Source organism: Streptomyces sp. NPDC048825 (genome assembly GCF_043198355.1).
GTDB classification, from domain to species: Bacteria; Actinomycetota; Actinomycetes; order Streptomycetales; family Streptomycetaceae; genus Streptomyces; species Streptomyces xiangluensis.
Genome location: NZ_JBICUR010000017.1, coordinates 31,864 through 51,255, shown reverse-complemented (window position 1 = coordinate 51,255; position 19,392 = coordinate 31,864). Strand labels below are relative to the sequence as shown.

General features: G+C 68.3%; 12 protein-coding genes and 1 pseudogene. 1 reads left to right on the top strand and 12 read right to left on the bottom strand.

Features of this window, described 5'->3' with window-relative positions:
* Positions 1-1,103 precede the first annotated feature (1,103 nt).
* Positions 1,104-4,073, top strand: coding sequence for a GH59 galactosidase (locus ACGFNK_RS33840; protein ID WP_393422047.1), 2,970 nt, complete (start codon positions 1,104-1,106; stop codon positions 4,071-4,073).
* A gap of 166 nt (positions 4,074-4,239) precedes the next feature.
* On the opposite strand, the gene ACGFNK_RS33835 is transcribed toward ACGFNK_RS33840, so the two are convergent.
* From ACGFNK_RS33835 to ACGFNK_RS33780, 12 genes and pseudogenes are all read right to left on the bottom strand, one after another.
* Positions 4,240-6,120: an RICIN domain-containing protein gene (locus ACGFNK_RS33835; protein ID WP_393422045.1), complete on the bottom strand. Its 1,881-nt coding sequence runs from the start codon at positions 6,118-6,120 to the stop codon at positions 4,240-4,242.
* A gap of 55 nt (positions 6,121-6,175) precedes the next feature.
* Positions 6,176-7,933, bottom strand: coding sequence for an amylo-alpha-1,6-glucosidase (locus ACGFNK_RS33830; RefSeq protein ID WP_393422043.1), 1,758 nt, complete (start codon positions 7,931-7,933; stop codon positions 6,176-6,178).
* Between the two features lie 90 nt (positions 7,934-8,023).
* Positions 8,024-8,881: a carbohydrate ABC transporter permease gene (locus ACGFNK_RS33825; RefSeq protein WP_386348425.1), complete on the bottom strand. Its 858-nt coding sequence runs from the start codon at positions 8,879-8,881 to the stop codon at positions 8,024-8,026.
* Positions 8,878-9,861 (bottom strand): carbohydrate ABC transporter permease, encoded by a 984-nt coding sequence (locus ACGFNK_RS33820; protein ID WP_393422041.1) that lies wholly within the window; start codon positions 9,859-9,861, stop codon positions 8,878-8,880. The genes ACGFNK_RS33825 and ACGFNK_RS33820 overlap by 4 nt, the downstream gene beginning before the upstream one ends.
* A 32-nt stretch (positions 9,862-9,893) precedes the next feature.
* Complete coding sequence (locus tag ACGFNK_RS33815) at positions 9,894-11,138, bottom strand: extracellular solute-binding protein (RefSeq protein WP_393422039.1); 1,245 nt, start codon at positions 11,136-11,138, stop codon at positions 9,894-9,896.
* Positions 11,139-11,410: 272 nt separating this feature from the next.
* The gene (locus tag ACGFNK_RS33810) at positions 11,411-12,457 is read right to left on the bottom strand and encodes a LacI family DNA-binding transcriptional regulator (RefSeq protein ID WP_393422037.1); all 1,047 of its coding nucleotides are present in this window, start codon (positions 12,455-12,457) and stop codon (positions 11,411-11,413) included.
* Between the two features lie 847 nt (positions 12,458-13,304).
* Positions 13,305-13,484 (bottom strand): annotated as a pseudogene (locus ACGFNK_RS33805) (glyoxalase); the annotation flags it as partial.
* 121 nt (positions 13,485-13,605) lie between these two features.
* Complete coding sequence (locus tag ACGFNK_RS33800) at positions 13,606-13,935, bottom strand: hypothetical protein (protein WP_393422035.1); 330 nt, start codon at positions 13,933-13,935, stop codon at positions 13,606-13,608.
* A 203-nt stretch (positions 13,936-14,138) separates the two neighbouring features.
* On the bottom strand, positions 14,139-15,779 hold the full coding sequence (locus ACGFNK_RS33795) for a thiamine pyrophosphate-binding protein (RefSeq protein WP_393422033.1): 1,641 nt from the start codon (positions 15,777-15,779) through the stop codon (positions 14,139-14,141).
* A complete protein-coding gene (locus ACGFNK_RS33790) occupies positions 15,776-16,561 on the bottom strand; it encodes a cyclase family protein (RefSeq protein ID WP_393422031.1) in 786 nt (261 codons plus the stop codon). The genes ACGFNK_RS33795 and ACGFNK_RS33790 overlap by 4 nt, the downstream gene beginning before the upstream one ends.
* A 318-nt stretch (positions 16,562-16,879) precedes the next feature.
* Positions 16,880-18,352 (bottom strand): GH1 family beta-glucosidase, encoded by a 1,473-nt coding sequence (locus ACGFNK_RS33785; protein ID WP_393422029.1) that lies wholly within the window; start codon positions 18,350-18,352, stop codon positions 16,880-16,882.
* Positions 18,353-18,442: 90 nt separating this feature from the next.
* Complete coding sequence (locus ACGFNK_RS33780) at positions 18,443-19,384, bottom strand: carbohydrate ABC transporter permease (RefSeq protein ID WP_393422027.1); 942 nt, start codon at positions 19,382-19,384, stop codon at positions 18,443-18,445.
* Positions 19,385-19,392: the final 8 nt, after the last annotated feature.

Genomic DNA, 19,392 nt, shown 5'->3' with positions numbered 1-19,392 from the left:
GTGACGCTCGGGTGTCACGTCGTGGGCCCGGCAGACGACGTGCGACAGCTGACACTTGAGGGCGGGGGTTGCATTCGGCCACGCCGCCGCCTTCGCTGTCAACCGCGGACAAGACGGTGTCCCGTCACGGGAGTTGGACCCTCACGGAGTCGACAGCCACTCCCTTGTGGAGCACGTCGTCGATGCTCCGCGTCACGGCCCGACGCACCCGAGGCACCGGGACCGCGTCCGCATGAGGCAGCGGCTGCACGGGGATTGACTGTGAAACCGGTCCCCTCCTACGGTTCCCCCGGCGAGCCGAACATAGTTCGAAATACCGAACTCTGGCGTGCCGTGAGGAACAGCCCACTTCCCGAAGGCGAAAGGACGAGGCGCCCATGCCTTCCGTGCCCGGCTATCCGCCGCCCGCCACGGCGCAGCCCCGGCCCCCTGTTGCTCCTGCTCGCCATCGGTGTGGCGGTGTACCGGGGACGGTGTTGCCCGGCCCCGCCGATGAACTGGCCCGGGCGCGCGCCGCGTTGTCCAGCCGGTGACCCGCGCCACCAGCACGGAGCACTGCGCGGAACGGATCCGACGGCACGCGGGACACCAGCCCGCTCGGGGGCTGGGGACCACGATTGCCTGGCTCGCCGCAGACATACCGTCTCCGGACACCTTGCCGCGTGCCGCGGTGACGCTCACCCGTGGCACGGACGCAGACCCACCGCCCGCCGTGAAGGGTGCCGGACGGCAGCCGCAGGCGTCTGGTGCCGATGAGTCGGCACAAGGGAGTCATGACAGAGGTTCCGATGCCGGCCGCATGACCACGACCGCGACATCGCGACCACTACGTCGGGAAGGCCCAACTCCTGCCTCCGGCCGCCCATTCGCCGGCCGTCGTCACCCCTGGCCGGACTGCCGCCGATGGGCCGGACACCGGCGGCCCACAAGGACCTGAGCCCTGCATCGCAATCCCCCTGGAAACCAAGTTCCTGGTTCAGGCACACGACACCAGTGCCGTCGGCAGCACGGCACTGGGCAACCGGGCACCGGGCACCGGGCACCGGGCACATCAGTCGGAACCGCCCACGAGACGTACGACAAGAAGAAGGAGCCGAAGCCGGATGGGCAAACAGAGAAGACTCGGATGGGTGTCGCTTGCTGCGGCAGCCGCCATGGCCCTGGCGGCAGGAGTGATCACTGCACCCGCCGCCTACACCGCGGATGATCCCGTAGAGGTCATAGTCAACGGAAACGACGTTCGCAGCGACAACAGGAACGGCTTGACCTACAAGGGTCTCGGCCTGCTCAGCTGCAACAGCACGAGCAACCTGCTGATGGACTACAAGGCGGAGAACCCCGGCCGGTACTGGCAGCTCATCAGAGTTCTCTTCGGCGGAAAGAATCCCCTGATCAACCACGTCAAGGTCGAGATGGGATCGGACACGAACACGTCGACCGGTTCCGATCCGGCGACGATGCGCACACCGGACGAACTCGCTGACGCGTCCCGTTCCCCGGGCTTTCAGCTGGCCGCCGACGCCAAGACGGTCAACCCGAAGCTCAAGGTCTCGATTCTCCGCTGGGAAATGCCCGAATGGGTCCAGAACGAATGGGACAAGGGCACAGGCACCGACGAGATGTACAAGTGGTACAAGGAGACGATCCTCGACGCCTACGAGAAGTACGGGTACATGGTCGACTACGTCGACCCGGACAAGAACGAGACGCGGAATCCGGACGAGGCGTTCATCAAGTGGTACAAGAACGCGATCGTCACCGACACGGACTTCGCGAATCCGCGCTACGGCATCCCGGCAGACAAGCAGCAGAAGGCCAAGAAGGCTTACCACAACATCAAGATCATGGCCTCCGACGAAAACAACACACACCACATCGGGCCGTCAGTGCTCAGCGATGCGGAACTCTTCGGAATCGTCGACGCGGTGGGCTACCACTACAACACCGACGACCGGCTCGAGGGGGACGCTGACAGCGACACATATCAGCCGTACACCAAGCTGGCGACCGGCAAGAACAAGTACAACGAGGACAAGGAAGTCTGGTACAGCGAAGGCACCGCCTCGTTCGGCCATACCGAGTACCGGGTCAACAACACCGAAGGCCCGAACGGAGCGAGCACTGGCATCGGCGGCGTCCAAAGCGCCCTCGACCTAGCGAACCGCTCCGTCAAGAGCTACGCGAACTCGAAGAGGACGCACTACATATTCCAGCCGGCGATCGGGTCCTTCTACGAAGGCGCGCAGTACAGCCACAAGGAGCTCGTCAGTGCCCGTGACCCGTGGTCGGGCTATCTCCACTACGACGCGGCCCTGTATGTGATGCAGCACTTCACCCAGTTCGCGAGGACCGGCTGGGAGAACGACACGAACACGGCGGGCATCTGGCGCACCGTGCCGGAGGCCAGTTACAGCGGCGTGAGCGGCACCGAGAATGTCGACGGCTCGAACGGGGCGCCGAGTTACATGACGCTCGCGGATCCCCGTAAGAAGGACTTCTCGACGGTCGTGGTCAACGACAGCGACCAGCCCAAGACTTACCGCATCAAGGCCGAGAACATGCGACTCGGCTCCGATCCGACCATGGAGATCTGGGAGACCCGTGGAGCGGACGCGGGACAGGCCTACGACGCGAACTTCAAGCACCTCGCCGACGAGATCCGGCCCGGCGGCGACGGCTTCTACACCTATACGGTCAAGCCGCGGTCGATCGTGACCCTGACGACGCTGGACAAGAGTCACGACAAGGCGACGAAGCAACGTCTGCCCAAGTCCTGGGACCGCACGGTGCTCGACACCGACGCCACCGGCAAGAAGCGCAACACCCGCGACGACGTCCTGTACGCCGACGACTTCGGGTACGAGGAGGAGGGCCGGGTCCAGGTCGGCACGGCCGACGGCGCGCGCAAGGTGTCCCGGCCCTACCTGATGTCCCGTGGCAACCAGCCGCGCTACATGGTCGACCAGACCGGTGCCTGGGAGGTCGGGAAGGACGCGCGCGGCGACAACGTGCTGTACCAGTACATGGACCAGTCCATGAAGGACACCGGCGCCTGGAACCGGCACACGCCGAACACGACGGTCGGCGACTTCCGCTGGGAGAACTACAGGGCCACGGTCGACGTCTCCTTCCCGGACCCGGCCGGCGGACTCGCCGCCCTGGGCGTCCGCCAGCAGAAGGGCATGGCGATCAGCGACGCCGCCTACAATGTGCGCATCCGCCCGAACGGCGCCTGGACGTTCTACGAGTACGGCACCGCGGTCAAGACGGGAACCGTCGCGGCGTCCGGTGCCTACCGCCTCGCCATCGAGGCGAAGGGCGCGACGATCACGACCTTCATCGACGGGAAAGCCGTCTCCACGTACCAGGATCCGACTCCGGAGACCGAAGGCCGCGTCAAGCTCGGCAGCGACTTCTACAAGACGGCGTTCGACAACCTGAAGGTCGAGAAGATCGACGGGTACACGCCCTACGCCGGCGCGCAGATCGACAACATGGCCGGCTCGGTCGCATACGAGGGTGCCTGGAGCAGGAAGAACGCATTCGGCGACGCGATGGACTGGTACCGGTCGACATCGACGAGCACGGCTGCCGGCGCGTCCTTCACTGTCCCGTTCACCGGTACGGGCATCGACATCATCGGCGGCAATGACGGCAGCGCCGTTCTCGATGTCTACGTCGACGGCAAGCCGGTCGCCAAGGACGCGAAGACCGCTGCAGTCGACAAGCGCCTCGCGACGTACACGCTGCGCGGCCTGCGCGACGGCAAGCACACGGCGAAGTTCGTCCTCAAGTCCGGAAAGATCGTTCTGGACGCGTTCAACGCCATTCCCGGTGACGTGGACGGCCCGGTGGACACGACCGCGATCCGGAGCACCCTGGACAAGATCGGAAGCCCGACACAGGCCGACTACACGGCCGACTCGTGGGCTCTGTTCGACTCCGCGCTCTCGGCCGCGAAGACCGCCGTGACCGGGCAGAAGGGCCTCGACGTCCTCGGCGCCGAGCAGATCAAGAACAGGCTCGACGAGGCCTACAACCGGCTGGTGCGCAAGGACGCCACCGCGGAGTAGTGGGCCCTCGGCGTCACGGGCGCTCTCCTGACCGCGGGAGAGCGCCGCGCCGGGGACTCTCCCGCAGCCTGGTTCGCTGCCGACGCGACAGGCCCAGCCCATAGGGGTTCCCTCAACCCATGGGGGCTCCCCGCCGTGGCCGGGAGCCCCCATGGGAGGACGCGGGTCAGCCCATGCCCTGGAGGCGCCAGATCTGGTTTCTCTTGGTGCTCAGTGCGCCGGCGCCGTCGCAGGTCCACTGGTGGATCTTCGCGCCGGGGGCCGTCGATATTTCGCTGACGTCGACGCACTTGCCGCTGTGCACCGCGGCCAGCTGGTAGTCCTTGCTGTTACCCAGCGCGGTGACGGGGTTGAGGGTGAACATCTGGTTGGTGGCGCCGTTGCAGGTGTACTGGATGACGGCGGCGCCGTCGGCCGTGGAGCGTCCCGAGACGTCCAGGCACTTGCCGCTGTGCTGGTTGACCACCGTGTAGGTGTTCGCCCGGCCCGCGACCGGCTTGAAGTCGAACATCTGCTGGTAGCCGCCCTCGCAGTCGTACTGCTGGTACTGCGTGCCGTTGGCGGTGGACAGGTTGGTGTCGTCCAGGCACCGGCCGCTGTGCTGGGCGACGGCGACCGTGGAGACCGTGGTGTTGGACGGCGGGAGCAGGGTGACGGTGTAGCCGTCCCTGGAGTCCGTCCACGGGACGGTGAGGGACGCGGAGTTGTTGCCGACGGTCAGGGTCTGGTCGGAGACGGTGACCGGGCCGGTCACGGCGCCGCCGCCGTTGTTGGGAACGCGCTGGACCATCGCGCGGACCCGGCCGTTCTCCACCACGGAGGTGGTGTCGAGACGGTCGAGGTTGACGGTGATGTTGCCGGTGTTGCCGTTGCTGCCGAGCAGGATCTTGGCGTTCTTGGCGGTGTTGTCCTTCGTCGCCAGCCCGTCGGTGCCGGTGCCGGCGGTGACCTTGACGATGTTGCCGGTCTGGGAGCCGTAGTAGCGGTACAGGAACCACTCACCCAGCGGCAGGTACTGGCTGCCGGTCTTGGTGAGGAGATTGGCCTGGAAGTCGTGCAGGTTGCCGGCGGAGGCCCAGTTGGCGCGCAGGCCGTCCGCGCCGGCCCGCTCCAGACGGGAGATGTACCAGCCGCCACGGCCGGGGTTCTGCTCGGTGGTGTTGGCGTACTCGTTGACCTGGAACGGACGGCTCGTGGTCATCGACCGGGCCGACAGCTTGGACCGGACCGCGTTCGCGTCGGTGACCGGGTCACCGGGCAGATCGTGCCAGCTGTAGATGTCGGGTTCGACGTTGTTGGCCTTCACATAGTCCAGGTACGTGTTCCACCAGGCGCCACCCCCGGACGCGGAGGGCTTCCCGGCGGTACTGGGACCGACGACGACAGCGCCCGGGAAGTTGGCTCTGATCTTCTGGTAGGCGCGCTTCCACATCTCCAGGTACTGGGCCTGCGACGGCGCCCAGAAGGGAGCCCAGTCGGGCTCGTTCCAGATGTCCCACTGGACGGTCATCTTGTTGGCCTTGACGTCCCCGATGAGCTGGTCGAGGAACTTGTCGAAGAGGGTCCAGTCGCCGTTGTCGCCCGGCCAGCCCTGCGTGGTGGTGCCGTCGGATCCCCACAGGTCGTGCGGCAGGATGATGAAGGTCCCGCCCAGTGCCTTGGTGCGCTTGTACTGGGTGAGCGTGGCGGCCCAGCGGGTCTGGTAGGCGGCCACGCTGGTGCCGTAGCCGCCGCTGTTGAGCTGGGCGCCGCCGGCCCGCATGAACTTCCACTTGATGTCCTTGTAGAAGTGGTCCTGCGGCAGCGAACCGTCCACGGTCATGCCGTAGATCGTGCCCGAGGCTCCGTAGCCGGGGGCGCCTCCGGCGGTGGAGAAGTCGACGGTGACGGTGGTGTCGGCGGCCCGCGCCATGGTGCCGGGCAGGGCGACGGTGGCGAGCGACGCCAGTAGTGCGGCGAGCGCGGTGGAGGTACGGAGGCGACGGCCTTGCGCGCCGCCACGTACGGGCTCACGTCTGCGTCGTGGAGAGATAGGGGATGAGTGCATTGCGGGTGTCTCCCGGGGGTGGGTGCTGCCTGGGCGGGGGCGCCCAGGGCGTCTCTCAGCCGCCGGTGTGCGCGGCGGGTGCGGTGTGCCGGAGTGCGTGGGCTTCGGCGAGGAGGAGGTAGCTGCTGGCGGTCCAGGTGTAGGCGCGGTCGCGCAGGCCCGTGCCGGTCAGGGCGTCGAAGTTCTCAGCGAACCCGTACGTCTCGCACAGGGCACGGAACCGGGCGCTGATCTCGTCCGCCAGACGTTCGTGCCCGCCGCGGCGCAGTCCGTCCTCGATGAGGACGGTGGCGGGGGCCCAGATCGGGCCGCGCCAGTAGCCGTCGGCGAGGTAGTGCGGTGAGGCGGGCAGCTCCGTGGCGAGCCCGTGGGGGGTCAGGTGGGCGTCGATACGGTCGGCCAGCACCGTGCTGACGCTTTCCGGCAGGTGTTCGCCCAGCGCGATGGGCATCAGGTCGAGCAGGCTGGAACTGTCCCAGGAGTCCCCGCTGTGGACTCCACGGGCGACAAACCGGTCGCCGGTCCAGAGTTCGTCGAGCATCGCGGCCTGGGTCGTGTCGGCCGTTCGCGTCCACCGGTGGGCGTCGTCCGGTCGTCCCAACTCGGTTGCGAGATCGGCGAGTTCGCGTAGCTGCAGGATGAGGAAGGCGGCCAGGTCGGCGGTGACGACCACGCGTTCGGGGTCGAAGGTGGTGGCGTTGTCCCAGCCGCTGTCGTTGCCGTGCTGGTAGTGGGGCAGGGCGGCGCCGGGGGCGCGCCGCGCGGTGAGCCAGAAGTCCGTCCAGCGGGTCAGCCTGTCGTACGCCTCGGTCAGTTCCGCCCGGTCGAGGGGTTCGGGGAGCCGTCGGCGCAGATGGCCCAGAGCCCAGCCGTGGATGGGTGGTTTGACGAAGTTGTAGAGGACCTCCGAGTGGGTCACCGAGTCGGGCAGGGCCCCGCTCCCGTCCTGGTGGTCGAACGGCAGCGAGAACTGGTCCCAGGCCAGCGCGGGTGCTCCGGGCGCCAGGGCGAGGGCGTTGAAGCAGTGGTCCCAGCTCCAGACCTTGTCCATCCAGTGCTTGGACATGAGCACCGCGGGCCGGGTGACAAGCGCTGCCGGGCGGACCGTCGCCGACCACAGGACGTACGCGGCGAGTTCGGCGGCCGGGGTGCCCGAAGAGCGCCAGGGGGCCACCGTGTCGGCGAAGGCTGCGAAGGCGTGCTCCGCGGCCTCCACGACCTGGCCGAACGTCTCCGAGGAGGCGTAGGGCCGGCGCGCGCTGTCCAGTTCCTCGATGGCCGCTTCCCAGACGCCGCCGACGTCCGCTGTGATCGTGATGCCGCGGTCGCCGCCGCCGAGGGCCTGGCTGCCGGACACCTCGGTGACGGCACCGGACAGCACGGTGATCCGGTAACGGCGCCCGGTCTCGTACGAGGTGAACACGTGCGCGCCGTCCACCGGGTCACGGTAGAAGTAGGCACCGGTGAAGGGGGTCAGGGTTTCAGCCGCCGCGGTGATGCGCAGGCCCAGTCCTTCACCGCGCAGACGGACCGTGTCCGGTGATGCGTAGGCGAGGCCGATACGTCCGCCGTCATGGGCCCACTCGAGCAGGCTCGGTCTCGTCTCGACGCGGGTCTCGGCCCGGTCGCCCGTCGTCGTGTCGAGGGGCACGAAACGCAGGACGGCGTGCATGCCGTTCTGATGGGAGACCAGGTGGAGGTCCTCGGCGCGCGTCCTCTCCGCCAGCACGGGAGAGATGCCGAACCAGGAACCGTGCATGCTGAACGGAATGTCATGGATGGAGAAGGCCGGGCCGGGCCGGGCGGCGGTCATCAAGCGTTACTCGTTTCTTCAGCAGTGGTCTGCGGCTCTTCAGCAGTGTTCTGAAACAGGGATGATCACCGGTGAGGGCCGACCCGGGGCTCAGTCCTTGACGGCTCCGGCCGTCACTCCGGCGGCGACGTAGCGCTGGGCGAGGACGAGGATCACCGTGGCGGGCAGCGAGGCCACGACGGCGGTGGCCATGATGGCGTTCCACTCCTGGTTGTTGTTGCCGATGTACTGGTAGATGCCGAGGGTGATCGGCTCGTGGGCCCCGCCGTTCGCGAGCGTGCTGGCGAAGACGAAGTCGGACCACGACCACAGGAACGCGAACAGCGACACCGTGACGACGGCGTTGCGGCTCATCGGCAGCACGACCGACCGGAAGGTGCGCAGGGCCCCGGCTCCGTCCATCTGTGCGGCCTGGAGCAGTTCGCCGGGGATGCCGGACATGAACGCGGTGAAGATCAGGACGGCGAACGGGACGGCCAGCGTGGAGTCCGCGACGATGAGGCCGGGGACCGACTGGAGCAGACCGAGGCTGAGGTAGATGGCGTAGAAGCCCATCGCCATGATGATGCCGGGGATCATCTGGGCGACCAGGAAGAGGAAGCCGATCACGCCGCCGCCGCGGGGCCGCAGCTTGGCCAGTGCGTAGCCGGCGGGTGCGGCCAGCACCACGGTCAGCACGACCGTGCCCAGACCGATGACCAGGCTCGTGGCGAGGTAGGGCAGCTGCTGGTCGAGTACGGCGCGGTAGCCGTCCAGGGTGCCGTGGACGGGGAACCAGTCGGGCGGTGACTTGCGCATGTCCTGGTCGCGGGTGAAGGACACGTTGAGCATCCAGTAGACCGGGAACAGCATGACGGCGGTGAGCAGGAGGCCGGTGGCCGTCTTCCACCAGGTGGTCCCTGCCCGGCGCGGTCGCCGGTGCGTGCGTGGTGTGGTGGCGGTGGTCATGAGGCGTACTGCTTTCGCTGGATCCTCAGGTACACCAGGCCGAAGACCAGGGCCGCGACGACGAGCAGGTTGCCGACGGCCGCTCCGGGGCCGAAGGCGGGCAGCAGGTTGCCGAAGCCGAGCTGGTAGGACCAGGTGGCGAAGGTGGTGGACGAGTCCGCCGGACCGCCCTTGGTCATGATCCAGATGATGTCGAAGACCTTGAGCGTGTAGACCAGGCCCAGCAGGAGGGTGATGGCGGACACCGGGCGCAGCAGCGGGAAGGTGATGTGCCAAAAGCGATGCCAGACGCCTGCGCCGTCGAGGGCGGCGGCCTCGTAGAGGCTGCGGGGGATCGACTGGAGACCGCTATGGAGCACGACCAGGTTGAACGGCACGCCGATCCAGATGTTGGCGATGATCACCGAGGTCAGCGACCACGACGGTGAGGTCAGCCAGTTCACCGGGCCGACACCGACCGCGTGCAGGGCGGCGTTGACGACGCCGGATTCGCTGTTGAGCATCCACGACCAGGTGGAGGCCGACACGATGAGCGGCAGCAGCCAGGGCACCAGGAACAGGGCCCGCAGGGTCGCGGAGAGCCGGAAGTGCTGGTTGAAGAAGACCGCGAGGGCCAGGCCGATGACGTACTGGAAGACCAGGCAGACGGCGGTGAATACCACGGTGTGCATGAGCGCGGGGCCGAACGTCGGGTCGTCGAAGACGGTCCGGAAGTTGGCGAGGCCGGTGAAGGGCGCGTCGCCCTGGACGAAGGAGCGGACCGTGTAGTGGCGCAGGCTCAGGTCGACGTTGCGGTAGAGCGGATAGGCGTAGAAGAGGGCGAGGTAGAGGGTCACCGGGGCGAGGAACGCCCAGGCGGCCCACTGCTGGGAGGTGGGACGGCGTCGGCGGACGGTGCGGGCCGGGGGCGGGGCGGTGGTGGCCGCCCCGCTCCGGTCACGCACCGGACGGCGGTCCGGCAGGTGTGTCGTGCGGTTCATCAAGGAGCCCCGGGTTGCGGTTGCTTGACGGTTTACTTGACGGCGTCCTGTGCCGCGGTGAGCGCGTCCTTCGGTGACTGCGATCCGCTGAGGGCGGACTGGACCGCCTTCCACAACTGCTCCGAGATCTTGGGGTACTTGGTGCCGAGGTCGCCACTGGTGCGTCCCTTGGCCGCCTTGACCGCCTCGACCCACGGCTGCAGCTTGGCGTCGGCCGTCACCTGCTTGTCCTGCACCTCGCTGGTGGGGGCCACGTACGACAGGGTGGTGTCGGTGTCGTAGAGGTTCGCGGTGCTGGTCAGGCAGGACACCAGCTTCTGTGTGGTGGCGTATCGGCCGGTGTCGCCCTGGACCGGCACGGTGACGAACTCGCCGCCCGTCGGGGCCGCCGCGTTGCCCCCGTCGGAGGCCGGGATGGGCAGGACGCCGTAGTCGAAGCCGGCCTTCTCGGCGTTGGCGAGCTGCCAGGTGCCGTTCTCGGCGAAGGCGTAGTCGCCGCTCGCGAACTCCTGCCAGCTGGTGGTCTGGGTGTTGTTGATGACCGAGTTGGGGGCGTAGCCCTTCTTCAGCCAGTCGCTCCACAGGGACAGCGCCGAAGCTCCCTGGGCGGAGTCGAGTTCGGTCAGTTGCGCACCCGAGCCCCAGAACCACGGCAGGAACTGGAAGCTGCCCTCCTCCGTGCCGATCGCGGAGAAGGTGATGCCCTTCTTCCCCGCCTTCTCTACCTTCGCCAGCGCCGCGGTCAGCGACTTCCAGTCCTTGACCGAGGTGATGTCCACACCCGCGGCCTTGAGAACGTCCTTGTTGTAGTACAGGGCGAGGGTGTTGGCGCCGATGGGCGTGCCATAGGTCTTGCCGCCCGCCTGACCGGCCGCGAGGAGGTTGGGATCCACCTTCGAGGTGTCCACCTTGTTCTCGTCGGTCGTGGTGAGCGCCCCTCCCTCGGCGAGGGTCGACACCACCGGGTTGTCGAGGATGAGGACGTCCGGGGAGTTGTCCTGCTGAGCGGCCAGCAGCGCCTTGTTCGTCAGGTCGCTGGTGTCGAAGGCCGTCCGCTTGATCTTGACCCCGGCCTTGCTGCCGCAACTGTCCAGCAGCTTGGCCCAGTCCGAGTCCTTGGCGAACTGCGGATAGGGGTCCCAGATGGTGTAGCTGCCGCCGTCCTCCGCCTTCGCGGACTGGGTACCGTCGCCGGAGGAGCAGGCGGTGGCGCCGGCGGTGAGGGCGACGACGGTCATGGCGGTGGCGGTGAGACGGTGTCTGGTGGATCTGTTCATGGGTGTTCCTCGGGGTTCCGGTTCACGGTTTTAGGCATGGGCATGCCAGGGATGGTGGTGGAGGGGACTTCGGCCCCTCCGGCATTTGAGGGGCAGGGCCCGGGGGCTGGCCCCCGACATCGGCTCGGGGGCTGGCCCCGGACATCGGATCGGGGGCGGAGCCCCGTGGCAGGTCGAAGGGGCGCAGCCCCTGAAGACAGGACGGATTGGGACGGCGGGGGCGAAGAACGCCTCCGACACGGACAGTCGCAGCCCCGACAGGGGGCAGCAGGTCAGGCGGTCAAGTCGGCGCCGGGCGTCGCGGGAGCAACGGTGCCGGCGGGCCCGGTGCTGGCGCGGAGCGAGATCGGCGGGGCGAGCAGGTGGTGGCGAGGCGGCGCGTAGGGGCGGTCGAGCCGCTCGGCGAGCAGTTCGACGGCCAGGCGCCCCATCTGCGCTGCCGGCACGTCGGCCGCCGTGAGTTGCGGGGTCACCGTTTCGGCCCATCGTGTGGCCACCACGCCGGTGACGGAGAAGTCGCGCGGCACATGGCGACCGGCCTCGGCCAGGCCCCGGTAGAGGCCTCCCAGTGCGGCCTCGTTCAGGGTGACGAGTGCCGTGGTGGCGGGCTCGTCGTGCAGGATCTGCTCCAGGCAGGCCTGCCCCGAGGGGGCGTCGTCCCCGCAGTTGTACGTGCGGACGGTCAGCCCGCGCTCCGCCGCGGCCTTTGTGAAGCCGTCGAGCCCTCGGTGCGCGGACTCGTACCCGGCGCGCAGGAGCCGCTCGGGCCGGTTGACGAAGGCGATCCTGCGGTGGCCAAGGTCCGCGAGGTGGTGGACACAGGCCGCCGCCAGCCCGGTGTGGTCCAGACCGACCCACCAGTCGCCTTCCGGCTGCGCGGTGCGGCCGATGCAGACGGAGGGGAAGTTCTCGGCGAGGAGGTGGTCGACGCGGTCGTCCTGGAGCCTGATCTCCATCAGGATGGCGCCGTCGACGCGTCGTTCACCGAGCAGCCGCTGGAACGAGCGGTCACTGTCCACACCACTCGGGGAAAGCAGCACGTCGTAGTCGTTGGCCGCCGCGGCCTCCACCACGCTGCCGATGAAATCGAGCTGCATTCCGGTGTAGTGGTCACCGGCCGGCGGGAAGACCAGACCGATGGTGCGGGTCCGGCCGTTGGCCAGGGCGCGTGCGCTCGCGTTGGGCCGGTAGCCCAACTCGTCGATGACCCGCTGGATCTTCTCTCGGGTGCGGTCCGACACGGCACGCTTGCCGCTCAGTGCGTACGACACGGTGCTCCGCGAGACACCGGCCCGCTTGGCAATCTCACCGATGTTCACGGGACTCCTTCATCGAACCGGTTCGCTGCTCCCTGAGAGGGAGGATCGTACTGGTCGCAGGTGCTGAGGGATCGAAGAGGCGGCGGTTCGCTTGTGTCGAACCGGTTCGCGTGAAGGGAAGGTAAAGAGCCGAACGGGCGGGTGTCAATGCCTTGGGCGCACTTTGGAAACAGCCCGGAAACCCCATGCACGGAGACCACGGAAAACCCAACGCACCCAGCGCCATCGCCTTCACCAGGCATATTGCCCTTCCCGGGGGCCCTCGCGGCGCCTGACATCTGCTCGCACCGAGGTGGAGAGATCGTGTCGTGAGTATTGCTGGCACGGACCGCCGGTGCTAGCTTCCGGCGAACCGGTTCGACAGAAGCGCGAAGCACGACTCGCCCGTCGAAGACACCTCCCCATGACAGCGAGCCATGCGATCGCGGTCATCTGTCGAACCGGTTCGAATCGACGGCCGAGGCACAGCCGACCGCTGCCCCCCCTTCTTTGCGCCCTCAGGGACAACACGGAGACTTCAGTGCGACGCAGAAGACGAACAAGCAGCAGCGGCTCGCTGTACGGCATCTACGGCGACGGAGTACCGAGCCCCAACCACCTCGCGGGCATGCCGCGCCGCGATCCTGCTTGTCTACAACACGCCGGCCGTCGCCACGGAACTCCAGCGCGACTGGCGCGAGAAGGGCGGACAGGAGGTCGCCGAGCTGCTGGCCGGCGCGACCCCGTTCTATGGCTCACTGATCCCATACGTGACGCCCGCCGCCTGATTTCCGTGAGGCCAACGACACGAAGGCGTCGTGGAGTTCAGGTCCGGCGTTTCGGGGCGCCTTTGCGGGAGGACGGCAGCGAGGAACATCGTCCACTGCTCGCCCGGCTGCCCCTCGAAGCGCACACAGGGCTCGATCACGAACTCGGTGTTCGCCGTGCGCAGCCGGTCGGCGCGCAGGTTCCAGTCCACCCAGGTGTCCGCGCTGCGGCCCTGCTCCAGGCCGAGCATGTTGCCGTAGAAGCGGCGCGCGGCGGCCAGGTCGTCGACCGGCTGGTTGCTTAATCCTCGCGAAAGCTATCTTTGGGGCAGATCAGCCAGTCTCGGCGCATGCTTCGCGGCTCAAAAACGCCATGAAGTATCTGATATGCAGACCAAACACTCAATTAGTACTGTCCCGTACGTCAAGGTGGGCCCACAGATCCTCGGCCGGCTGTGCCGCGGCTGTTTCGTCGATGGGGTCCGCCACGGAGGCCGTCACCTCGGCGCGGTTCGAGAACGCCACGGTGCGGCGGGCCTTGGCGATGACCTCGGCGTGCTCCTCACCGAACGTCGCGGCGTCGAGCCGGGCGTTGAAAGCCGTCAACACCTCGGGACTGATCACCGCGAGCGCCGCGCGCAACTCGCCGAGCGTCTGCGGGCCCTCGGCGTGTTCGAGTCGCTGCGGATCCGAATCGGCCTGCGGGCTCGGCTCGTGCGGTAGCGCGGACATGTGCGTGACCTCCGGTTGTGATGCCTCCACGGTACGCGGTCGCCGTGCCCCGCAGTGCAAGGATACGGACGATCAACAGCCCCCTCGCACGGCCGTTCCCCTGGGGGAATGGCCGACATTCGAGCGACCGAGACGGGACCCGGCATACCCCACCGCAGGTTCACCGCGCGGGCGCCGGCCGTCGCGGCGCAGCTCGTCGGGGCTCAATGTCCGCGGAACGCCTCCTCAAGCCACCAGGCTCCTTGGTCTCTGACCACCTTGGCGTCGATGAGCAAAGGCGCGGATCGTGGCCCGGCGATCCAGTCCTCGACGGCCTTCAGATCCCCCTGCGTGCGCACGGTCACCGCCTCGAAGCCGTACCCTCGCGCCACGGCGGCGATGTCCGTCGGCGGGAACTCGACTGTCTCGAGCGGATATCCGCCGGGCCCGAAGTGGTGCACCTCGGCTCCGTAGGCGTCGTCGTTGTACACGACGACCACCATCGGCAGCCCGAGCCGGCGTACTGTGTCGAGCTCTGCGGCGCCCATCATCGCGCCGCCGTCCCCGAGCGCGGCAACCGCAAGCCGGTCCGGCTGCGCCAGTGCCGCGCCGATCGCGGTCGCCAGCCCCAGGCCGATCGACTGGAACGCCTGGGTGAAGCACAGGCCGTTCTCGTCCGGCACCGACAGATACATGCTCGGGTATCCCATGAAGTTGCCGGAGTCCACGCCGATCACCCGCTCCGCGGGGAGGATGTCGTCGAGCGCGATGCTCAGTGTTCGCGGGTCGATCCGCTCGCGGCTGCTCGTGTCGTCGTACGGCACATCCCGCCAGCGCACGCGTGCGGCGATGGCCGCGGCGATGTCGGCGGTCCGGTAGCCCTGCCGTTTCCCGCCGCCCGTCTCCAGCACACGCCGCGCCGTGAGTTCCACATCGCCGGTGACCCCGAGATGCACCTCGCGATGAGCACCGAGCGCCGACGCGTCGTCGTCCACCTGCACCACGGTCGTGTCGGCACCGATCAGGCGGCCGTGCCGCATCGTCCACATGTTCAGCGCGCAGCCCCAGCCCACGATGGTGTCCGCAGCCCCGATCAGCTCCGCCGTCAGGGGCGACGAGAAACCTCCGGACACGTCGAGCGACCACGGATTGCCGTGGAACAGGCCTCGGGCCACGGCCGACGTCGCCAGCAGTGCACCGTAGCGTTCGGCCACTGTTTCGAGGACATCCCGGCCACCAGGCGCGCGTGATCCCCGGCCGGCCACGAAGACCGGCCGTCGAGCCCGCTCGAGCACCTGCGCCAGCGCTGCCACGTCGGCCGCCGCCGGTTCGACCGCCACCCGTTTCGGCGGCGGCGCGCTCCACGTCCGGGCATCGTCAGGCACGTCCAGTGCCTGCACCCTCAAGGGGAGGTTGAGCAGCACGGTGCGCCGTTCGTGCAAGGCTCGTCGCACCGCGGCGCAGGCCTCTCCCACCGCGTCCTCAGCCGACGTGATCCGCATCGGGACCGCGCCCACCGAACGCGCCAGCGCCTCCTGGTCGACGTAGAAGTTGGACCTCGGCTCGGTCACCTCGGCTGCCAGCACGAGGAGTGGCGTACGGCTCTTGGCCGCCTCGGCGACACCGGTGAGGGCGTTCGTCAGACCGGGCCCCTGATGGATGCTGAGTGCGGCCACCGTGCCGCTCATGCGCGCGTACGCGTCGGCCATCGTCGCCGCGCCGCCTTCGTGGCGTGCGGCGACGAACCGTGAACCCGCCGCCATCATGGCGTTGGTCAGATGGAAGTTGCCCGATCCGACCACCCCGAAGACATGGCCTACGCCGGACGCGGACAACGCCCGCCCGACAGCCTCGGCCACCTTCATGAGCGCTCCACCAGCGCCATCACGCGAGCAGGAGCCCCGGACCCCATGACGATGGGCAACGGTCCCGCGATGACGACGCAGCCGGTCGCCGGCAGCAGCGCCAGGTTCCGCAGCTGAGTCAGCCCGTATTTGTCACTGCCCATGAGATAGGAGTGACACGGGAAGGCCGGGTCGAACGCGTGCCCGCGTCCGGCGTCGGTGCCCACCGTCTCGACGCCGAGGCCGATCACCGGCGACTCCTGAGCCACCCACCGGGCGCATTCCGGCGACAGGCCAGGAGTGTGCGGGCCGTTCTCGTCGGCGTTGACGAACGCCTCCTGCGAGTGCGCGCGGGCGTCCCAGCCGGTGCGCAGCAACAGCCAGCCGCCGTCCGGCAGCGGGCCGTTCTCCGCCTCCCACGCCTTCACATGGTCGACCTCGACGAGGAAGTCCGGGTCCTCCTCCGCTTCAGCGGTGAAGTCCAGCACGGCGGCGGGTGCGACCAGCCGACCTGTCGGCACTGATGCCACGTCGGCGAGTTCCTTCCCGGTCACCCAGTGGTTGGGGGCGTCGAAGTGGGTGCCGGTGTGCTCGCCGCTGCGGAAGTTGTTCCAGTACCAGGCCGGCCCCCGGTCGTCGTACCTGCTGATCTCCTCCAGTTCGAACACCGCGGTCTGGCCGAACTCGGCCGGCAGCTGGATCACCGGTGTCGACGACGACAACGGCGATGTGAGGTCGACGACCTCGATCGACCCACCCCGCAACCCGGACACCAGCGAAGCGAGGACGGACGGCTCGGACATGAGGGCCTCCTAGGGCAATGCGGAACTGACAGCATGGCAGCTGGATATGACGGTTGTTCAGGTCAATGAGCCAATGTCTCGCCATGCCCGCCCTCAAGACCGCCGACTGGTCCACACTCCCCCGCGGTCCCTCCGTATCGCCCTCGTCCTCCCCACCGCAGCCGCGTTCACGGGCCGACGGCGGGGCGTCACGCAGCCGGCCCCAGGCACCCGTCATTGCCGGCGGCCGCCAGACCCGGTACCACCTCGACGACAGTCGCGCTCAACCTGCGGCATCGCTGGTCAGCGCTCTGCCGATACCGCGGCTGTGCCGGGACGTCACACCCGGTCTCGCCCGTTCCCGCCGTCTCCGTCCGGCAAGGTGCCGGTGCGGGCCACGTCGGCGTACCACCGTGCGCTGGCCTTGGGGATGCGCTTGCCGGTCGGGTAGTCGACGTAGACGGCACCGAAGCGCTTGCTGTAGCCGTAGCCCCACTCGAAGTTGTCCAGCAGGGACCACAGGAAGTAGCCCCGGATGTCGACGCCGGCCACAAGCGCCCGGTGCACGGCCGACAGGTGGCCGTGGAGGTAGGCGATGCGTTCGGGGTCGGCCACCTCGCCCTCCGGGTTGACGTAGTCGTCGAACGCGGCCCCGTTCTCGGTGATCAACAAAGGCATCGCGGGGAAGTCTGCCTTGAGTCTCATCAGCAGGTCGTACAGACCGCTGGGGTCGACCGCCCAGCCCATCGCCGTGGTCCTGCCCGGAGGCCGGTGGAAGGCGACGTTGTCGGCGCCCGGCCAGGGGCTGTGCTCGCTGATCCCGTGTCCGTCGGAGCCGTGGCTGGCCTCGCCGGTGGCGGCGGAAACGAGGGTGGGTGTGTAGTAGTTGACGCCCAGGAAGTCCAGCGCCTGGTGGATCGTGGCGGTGTCGCCGTCCCGTACGAAGGACCAGTCGGTCAGGCTCGCCGTGTCCTGGAGGAGATCCTGCGGGTACTGGCCTTCCAGCAGAGGGCCGGTGAAGACGCGGTTGGCCAGCGCGTCGATCCTGCGGGCCGCGTCGACGTCCTCGGCTGCCTCGGTCAGCGCGCGGACGTGGTGAATGTTGAGTGTGATGGACGCCTGTGCGCGGGCGGGCAGTTCGGCGCGCAGCGCCTGAACGGCCTTGCCGTGGGCGAGGTTGAGGTGGTGCGCCGCGCGAAGGGCCGCGACCGGGTCGGTGCGCCCGGGCGCGTGGACACCTGAGCCGTATCCCAGGAAGGCACTGCACCAGGGCTCGTTGAGGGTGGTCCAGGTGTTCACCCGGTCCCCCAGCGCACGGGCCGCCAGGGCCGCGTAGTCGGCGAACCGGTCGGCGGTCACACGCTCCGGCCAGCCGCCCGCGTCCTCCAGTTCCTGCGGAAGGTCCCAGTGGTAGAGCGTGACGACCGGCTCGATGCCCTTCTCCAGCAGCGCGTCGGTCAGGGCACGGTAGAAGTCGAGCCCTTTCTCGACGGCCGGGCCGCGGCCGGTCGGCTGCACACGCGGCCACGACAGGGAGAACCGGTAGGCGCTGACGCCGAGGTCGGCCATGATCTCGACGTCCTCGCGCCAGCGGTGGTAGTGGTCGGTGGCCACGTCACCGGTGTCGCCGTTGCGCACCCTGCCGGGTGTGTGCGAGTAGGTGTCCCAGATCGAAGGGGTGCGTCCGTCCGCGGAGGCTGCACCCTCGATCTGGTACGCGGCGGTCGCCGTGCCCCAGGTGAATCCCTGCGGGAACCTGGTGACGGTGGTGTTCTCCGGGGCGGGCGCGACACTTCGGGTTGCGGTGGTCACGTGGGTCCTTCCAGATGACTGCGGGGCGGGAGAGGCGAAGCGGGGTGGCGGGCGTCTAAGGGCCGCGGCAACGAGGGGACGGCAGGGTGTTCATCCCTTGACCGCTCCCTGCATGATTCCGCCGACGATCTGACGGCCGAAGACGATGAACAGGGCGAGCAGGGGCAACGTGCCGAGCAGGGCTCCCGCCATGATCAGTGACTGGTCGCGCACGTATCCCGCGCTGAGCTGGGTGAGCGCGACGGGGACCGTCGGATTGCTCATGTCGAGCACGATGAACGGCCAGAAGAAATCGTTCCAGGCGTGCACGAACGTGATCATGAACAGTACGGCCATGGGAGGCCGGGCGATCGGCAGCACGATGCTCCAGAAGATGCGCAGGGAGTGCGCACCGTCCACCCGCCCGGCCTCGACGAGTTCGTCGGGCAGCGCCTCGGACAGGTACTGCCTCATGAAGAACACCCCGACGGCGCTGACGAGCGTGGGGAAGATGACGGCGGGCAGCTTCTGGCCCCAGCCCAGTTCCGTCATCATCATGAACAGCGGTACGACGCCGAGTTGAGGCGGCACCATCATCGTGCCGATCACGAGCATCAGCAGGATGTTGCGGCCCTTGAAGCGCAGCTTGGCGAACGCGAAGCCGGCGAGGGTGGCGAACAGCACCGTGGACAGGGCGATCACGCCGGCCACGATCAGGCTGTTGAGCATGGCCTTGCCCAGCGCGGCGTCCTGCCAGGCCTTGCCGAGGTTCTCCAGAAGGTTGGGTCCGGGCAGGAACGGCGGAGGCGTCTGGGTGACGCGCGTGTTGTCGGTCGACGCCGCCACCATCGTCCAGTAGAGCGGGAAGAGCGAGAACAGAGCCGCGATTCCCAGGAGGATGTAGGCGACGGGACCCGCGTGGTGCTGACGTCCGGCACCCGGGTGCCGGAACAGCCGGCGGCGCCGTCCGCCGGACGGGGTCTCCTTCCGGGCCTTCTTCGCGACCCCGGGGCGCGCGTCCGTCGCCTGGACCGGGATGCTGTCTGTGGTCATGGAAATCT